Raw genomic sequence first — 6,167 nt, 5'->3', positions numbered from 1 at the left:
GCCTGAACAAAGGTATCGGCCGGAACATCCACACCGAGGTCAACCATATCAAAACCGGCACTTTCGATCATCATCGAAACCAGATTTTTACCGATGTCATGAAGATCGCCGGCCACCGTACCGATNACACAGGTGCCCAGTGAGGCNGAACCGTCGCCGGCCATCAGCGGTTTTAANACTTCCACGCCTTTTGACATGGCTTTAGCAGCAATCAGCATTTCTGGGACGAAAATGTCGCCGGAGGAGAATTTTTCCCCAACCACGCCCATGGAATCGACCATCGCCTGGAGAATTTCGCCTGGGGCGCTGCCTTCGTCCAGGGCCTCCTGAACCAGTCCGGGGACCAGTTTCGACTTTCCGGCTTCAACCTTTGCTTTGACTTCTTCAATTTTTGACATCTTTTTTCCTCCTGTTTAATAAGTTTGTTTGTTGATACTTTGATTTCAGGCCTGTTTATAGTTATTGCTTGTAAGCAATTTTAATATATATGATCAACATCAAAAAGTCAATAAAATTCGTAAAATAATTAAATAAGATTAAAACAAGGCTTGAGAAAACGATTAAAACAACATAAAAACTAAAATAAAAAAGATTCCACTATTGTTCGTGAACAATAGTGGAATCTTCAACATAGAGATAGTTTTTAACTTCTTTTAATTGAGGATACTCTTTAAGCAATCGATCAATGGTGCAGTTGGCAGAGCTGACCAGTGATTTCAGGAGCAGATGATGATAATCAATTTTCAATGAATAAAGCATCTGATTGATGCACAGATTAAAAAGTTCTTCTTTAGTCAGATCAATTTCTTTTTCGTACTGTTTTATGGTGAGGGCCCGGATCACGCCAAAAGAGGCAGTTACGGCACAATCACAGAGAAGATCTTTTTCAGCTGGATCGATTTGATCGTTTTGATGGACCAGGATTTGATACAGCGTGTAGAGGTTACCATCCCGGGTAGCTTTTTCCAGTAAATCAAATTTGTTCATTTCGTAAATAAAGCGGTCATAGTGGGGATCGATTCCGGTTAATTTAAAATGTAATTTAAAAAAAGTTATCAATTGTAACAGCTCATCATCAGTAGGTAAATATTCTAATAGATGGGAGTAGAGAGTTTCATAATTATTGTTGAGCATATCACTGGCAATGAGGTCTTTGGTTTTAAAGTAATAGGTGACTAAACCCAGATTAACACCAGCTTCCTTGGCGATCATGGTGTTTGGGGTGTTGGCGTAACCATTTTCCAGGTAGAGTCGTTTGGCAGTATTATAAATCTTATCTCTGGTATTCATGATTGGGTATCCTCATTCTCTTTCATTATAATGATATGATAGCACAAATAATGAAAAGTCGTCCACGTCTAATTTATTTGCTGATAAAATGCCTGGAACCGTTGTGTTGATAAGAAGAAAAGAAAATGATTGAGATATCGTTAATGGGGTAGTAAAATAAAGCTAAAAGTCAGCAGATTCAGGAGTTGATTAAATACTTGAAATTAAGAAAGTTGAGGGCTGTGGAATGAATAAGTTTAAATTGTGTCTAGTGATGATAATAACCATGATACTGATGACCGTTCTGGTCGGCTGCGGCAGTAATACCAATAGTGGTAGCACTGCTGGTCAGTCTAATGTTTCTAGGGATACCGTTTATGAGTTTTATGACAAGGTGCAATTCGATCAGACCAAAGAACAGGTAGATGCGGAATTGGGAGTAACCGCAACCGAAAGTAGCCAAATGGAGAACAGCTTTACGTATGTCAATGAGGATACCAGTTTTGGGGTGAGTGTTCTGTATGACGAAAATAGATTGGTTACAAGTAAAACCTTGTTTTATTCGACGACTGAGGAGCTGGCTTTTTTAACAACGAAAGCAGTGACTAAGGAACAGGCCGAAAGTATTCCTGAGGGAGCCACATATGATGAAGTAAAAAATATTTTGGGCGGCGAGGGAACCGAAACGAGCGCCACCCAGGTAATTCCTTTTGAAAATGATAAGGTAAGCTATATAAGAGTATGGATCAATCAGGATGGCACCATGCTTCAGGCAGTCTTTTTACCTGATGGAACCACAAATAATATAATGTTTTTTGATTAATCAAGATCAAATTATCTCAATTTGCCGGCGGCCAGTTGAGATAATTTTTTTTGGGAAATCACAGTTCCGGTTGCATCTTTGCTAATGTGCTGATATAGTAGGGAAAATAACGATGAGATACAAATTTTAATTTAGGAGCTGAAAAATGATAACGGTCAGTGCAACAATCATCTTAGTTTCAGTCATTCTAATTGGGCTTGTTTTTGCCTTGACCAATGGGCTTCATGACGCAAGTTCAGTGGTGGCTACCTTTATCAATTGTGGAGCGGCCAGTCCCAAGCAGGCCATTGCAATGGCATCGGTTTTTGGATTGGTGGGAGCAGTGCTCGGTGGCAATCTGGTGGCCGACGCCATCTCAGAATTAATTAATTTACCTACTGATACCGCGTTATTAACGATTATTTTTGCGGCGATATTTGGGGCGACACTCTGGAATTTAATTACCTGGAAATTAGGCTTACCGTCCAGTTCCACCCATGCGTTAATCGGTGGTATTATCGGGGCGGTGATTGTTTCCTCCGGGGTTGACAACATTGTTTGGGGGTGGTCCCAATTGATCGGCGAAAATCATGAAGTGACCGGGATTGTTAAAGTCATTGCCGCCCTGTTTTTGTCACCCGTAATTGGATTCGTGATCGCATTTTTGCTGGAAAAGCTATCAAAATTATTATTAAGGAATGCCCGGATTTCGATTAACCGCCGTATTAATCAGTTACAGTGGATTATTGTTGCCGGTCTTTCGTACAGTCATGGCTCCAATGATACTCAAAAAATAATCGGGATCTTTACCCTGGCATTGGCGGCCTGGAGTGGCACCGCCATTGAAGCGGCACCGCTTTGGGTGCGGGGAAGTGGTGGTCTGGTGATGTTTATGGGCACTTTGCTGGGGGGCTGGAGCATTATGAAGACCTTAGGGCGCGGAATCTTTGACATTAAACCGCTGCATAGTTTAAATTCGCAGTTGTCTTCAGTGACTTCAATTCTGGGGGCAACCCTGGTGGGCGCACCGGTGTCCACCACCCATGTGGTTGTCGGTGGGATTATGGGCGTTGGCGCAGGCGATGAATATAAAATGGTGCATTGGGGAATTGTTAAAGAAATTCTGGTCGCCTGGTGTATTACCATTCCGTTATCGGCGGTGGTTTCCGCTTTGATTTATACCATAACGGCAATTATTTTTAAGGTTGTTTAGAGGGAGAATAAAATAATGGAAAAAAGAAATATTATTGACCGGATTTTTCCGATTAAATATCATTTTCATCAAATGCTGTTTATGCAGGCACAAAGCAACGCTTCTGGAGTAGAAGCTTTGTACAATTGGTTGAACAGTGGCGATGACAAAGATAGCCAGGCATTATTACAGTGTGTTAAAGAAGCAGACACCATTCGGATGGAGATGGAAAGAAATTTGACCGAAGCATTTGTCACCCCCTTTGATCGCGGTGATATTTACTCCATATCGGTGGGGATGAACCGGGTCTTGAAATATGCTGAATCAACCCTGACTTCCATGAAAACCTTTGATGTGAAAGCCAACGATACCATTATCAGTATGGTTGAACACTTAAAAAGAGGGGTGGAAATTTTTGCTGAGGCAGTGAGTGATCTGAAAAAGAATCATGGCAAATCTGAAGAAGCTGTGGTTAAAATGAGGGCGACCCACCGGGAAATCGAAAAACTCTACATGGATGGGATGGTTTTTGTATTTGCCGGGGTCGATCCAATGACCGCTATCAAGAAACGCGAAGTCTATCATCATATTAAAGATGCATCAACAAATCTGGAAGAAACCGTGGATGTTCTTCACCGAATTATCGTGAGGCTGTCCTAATGTAAAAAGGTTCTTAAGCAGACGTTAAGATTGAATAACTAGTTATCAGGTAGCTGTATCCTTTACTCAGATAGATCCCCCACAACTAATCGAGATAAAGTTTATAATAACCAATAAAAAAACAGTGCGATACCGGATCGGACTGTTTTTGGATTGAAGGTATGTTATCGATTAAAAATTTTAAGCATTGTCTGAAATGATGGTGAAATTTAAAAGAACTATGTTATAGTAGTCCAAATAGCATAGATATAATAAAAGTAAAGGATTACACAATGAAGAATAGTGTTGCAAAGATGAGACCACCAGCAGGTGAAGGGAGGACATCATGAATAAGAAAACAAGAAGAATCAAACAAATAACACGTTGGTTGGCAATAATGATGGTTTTCTTCTTGCTGTTTCCAGCGGGGAGTCTGGCAGAAGATCAAGTTAATTCGGATGAGCAAACGATGGAGACAGTAACACCCGATAAAATGGGTACGCCGCCAAACGAAGGGTCTGAGCAGGGGGATCAAACACCGGCTGAGATTGAAACCCTGGAACAGGTGCCGGAAGTTAACATCAACCAAAACACAGATCAGCAGATTGTGGTTGTTTATGCCGATAGCGGTGAAGATAATGTCAAAAACCTGGCTCTGACAACCGACGAGGTGGTTTCGGGCGAGCAGGTGTCGAATCGGGTTGATCTCATTGAAGTCAGTGTGGAAACAAATGTGGAAGCGTTGATGGCTGATCTGGCACAAAACCCCAATGTCCTGGCGGTGGATAATAATGCAAAAATTGAAGTGACGGCCCTTCCCAATGATCCCTATGTTGTCAACGGCTCGGCCTGGCAGTTTCAGCGGATTGGTGCCGATCAGACCTGGGATCAGGTGTCCAATGCTGACCCGGTGGTGGTGGCCGTTATTGATACCGGTTTAAATGTCAATCATCCCGATTTCGTTGGCAACACGGTGGCCGGTTATGATTTTGTCACTGGCAAGACCAACGTTGTGGATCTGGCCGGCCATGGAACCGCTGTTAGCGGATGCATCGCCGCGGTCACCAATAATGGGGTTGGTACGGCCGGAATTGCCGGGTTGGCCAACATAAAAATTGCGCCCTATCGTACGGGAGGTATGTATAGTGGGGATACCCAGTTGGATGTGGCATATATTTGTGCAGCTATTCTTAAAGCCGCGGAACGGCCAGAGGTAAAAGTCATCAACATGAGTTTTGGTGGATACGGAACCTTTTCTTCATTGGCCGTGGCGGTCAATGAGGCGGTCAGCGCCGGGAAAGTCGTGGTGGCATCCTCTGGTAATGAAGGGGAGTCCTGGAATGCTCGGGTGGGGCAATATTCCTATCCAGCCTCCTACGACCATGTTATTTCGGTCGGCGCGATTAATAAGGATAATACCCGTTCGTCCTTTTCCCAATATAATGACCGGGTCGATTTATCTGCTCCAGGCCAATCTGTTTTAACCACTGCCAAAAGCGGTGGATACGAGTATGCCAGCGGAACCTCTTTCTCCAGTCCGATTGTTGCCGGAGCTTGCGCAGTGTTGATGGCTGCGGATGCCAGCTTGGATGCTGGAGCAGTTGAGACAATTCTCAAAAGCACCGCTCTGGATCTGGGCACAGCCGGCAGCGATGCTTATTATGGTAGTGGCCTGATTCAGCTGAATCAAGCTGTGGCTTCGATCAATTCCAGTGAAACGATCGGGACAACCTATCGTACCCATGTCCAGAACGTCGGTTGGCAGATTTGGAAATATGATGGCCAGAGCAGCGGTACCTCAGGCCAATCGCTACGGTTGGAAGGGATCGAAATCAAGATGAACAATCTTGGCACAGATCTTGGGGTTGAGTACCAGACCCATGTTCAGAATATTGGCTGGCAGGGCTTTAAGAGCAATGGCCAAACCAGTGGCACCTATGGCCAATCGTTACGATTGGAAGCGATTCAAATTCGCCTGACCGGAGCCGCAGCAACCAACTATGACGTCTATTACCGGGTTCACAGTCAGAATTATGGTTGGCTGGACTGGGCCCAAAATCGCGGCAGTTCAGGGACTCAGGGTAAATCACTGAGACTCGAAGCCATTGAAATTCGCGTTGTGCCCAAAGGGGCGGCCGCACCGGGATCAACCAATCGGCCATTTATTATTTAAAAAAAATAATAATGGCGTAAAATTCTTTGAATATAATCAACTTATTGGGGTAAATGACCTAATAAGAGATCATTAAGGAAAGGAGTATCTGG

The 6,167-nt window shown here is 43.6% G+C and carries 6 protein-coding genes; 4 read left to right on the top strand and 2 right to left on the bottom strand.

The genetic code is table 11. From position 1 onward, the window contains the following. Positions 1–398 (bottom strand): B12-binding domain-containing protein (locus tag A3KS_RS0111535; protein ID WP_026395052.1); only part of this gene is annotated, 398 nt, incomplete at its 3' end. Positions 399–597: 199 nt separating this feature from the next. Continuing rightward, positions 598–1,290 (bottom strand): TetR/AcrR family transcriptional regulator, encoded by a 693-nt coding sequence (locus A3KS_RS22630; RefSeq protein ID WP_026395051.1) that lies wholly within the window; start codon positions 1,288–1,290, stop codon positions 598–600. Between the two features lie 226 nt (positions 1,291–1,516). On the opposite strand from A3KS_RS22630, the gene A3KS_RS0111525 reads away from it, so the two are divergent. The 4 genes from A3KS_RS0111525 to A3KS_RS0111510 all read left to right on the top strand — a co-directional run bounded on the left by A3KS_RS0111525 (position 1,517) and on the right by A3KS_RS0111510 (position 6,075). Beyond that, on the top strand, positions 1,517–2,092 hold the full coding sequence (locus A3KS_RS0111525) for a hypothetical protein (protein WP_026395050.1): 576 nt from the start codon (positions 1,517–1,519) through the stop codon (positions 2,090–2,092). 145 nt (positions 2,093–2,237) lie between these two features. Next, on the top strand, positions 2,238–3,284 hold the full coding sequence (locus tag A3KS_RS0111520; RefSeq protein ID WP_026395049.1) for an inorganic phosphate transporter: 1,047 nt from the start codon (positions 2,238–2,240) through the stop codon (positions 3,282–3,284). A gap of 15 nt (positions 3,285–3,299) precedes the next feature. Continuing rightward, entirely contained in the window at positions 3,300–3,923 is a 624-nt protein-coding gene (locus A3KS_RS0111515) for a DUF47 domain-containing protein (RefSeq protein WP_026395048.1), read from the top strand. Positions 3,924–4,248: 325 nt separating this feature from the next. Beyond that, complete coding sequence (locus A3KS_RS0111510; RefSeq protein ID WP_026395047.1) at positions 4,249–6,075, top strand: S8 family serine peptidase; 1,827 nt, start codon at positions 4,249–4,251, stop codon at positions 6,073–6,075. Positions 6,076–6,167 lie beyond the last annotated feature (92 nt).

Origin of the sequence: Acetobacterium malicum subsp. dehalogenans DSM 11527 (assembly GCF_000472665.1) — a bacterium.
In the GTDB taxonomy this organism is placed as follows: domain Bacteria; phylum Bacillota; class Clostridia; order Eubacteriales; family Eubacteriaceae; genus Acetobacterium; species Acetobacterium malicum.
The sequence above is the reverse complement of the archived record's forward strand: the minus strand, read 5'-3'. Positions and strand labels throughout refer to the sequence as shown.

Excerpts from the sequence above, each read along its gene's own strand:
- A3KS_RS0111510 (WP_026395047.1), top strand. The coding sequence starts at position 4,249 with ATGAATAAGAAAACAAGAAGAATCAAACAAATAACACGTTGGTTGGCA.
- A3KS_RS22630 (WP_026395051.1), bottom strand. The coding sequence starts at position 1,290 with ATGAATACCAGAGATAAGATTTATAATACTGCCAAACGACTCTACCTG.
- A3KS_RS0111515 (WP_026395048.1), top strand. The coding sequence starts at position 3,300 with ATGGAAAAAAGAAATATTATTGACCGGATTTTTCCGATTAAATATCAT.
- A3KS_RS0111525 (WP_026395050.1), top strand. The coding sequence starts at position 1,517 with ATGAATAAGTTTAAATTGTGTCTAGTGATGATAATAACCATGATACTG.
- A3KS_RS0111520 (WP_026395049.1), top strand. The coding sequence starts at position 2,238 with ATGATAACGGTCAGTGCAACAATCATCTTAGTTTCAGTCATTCTAATT.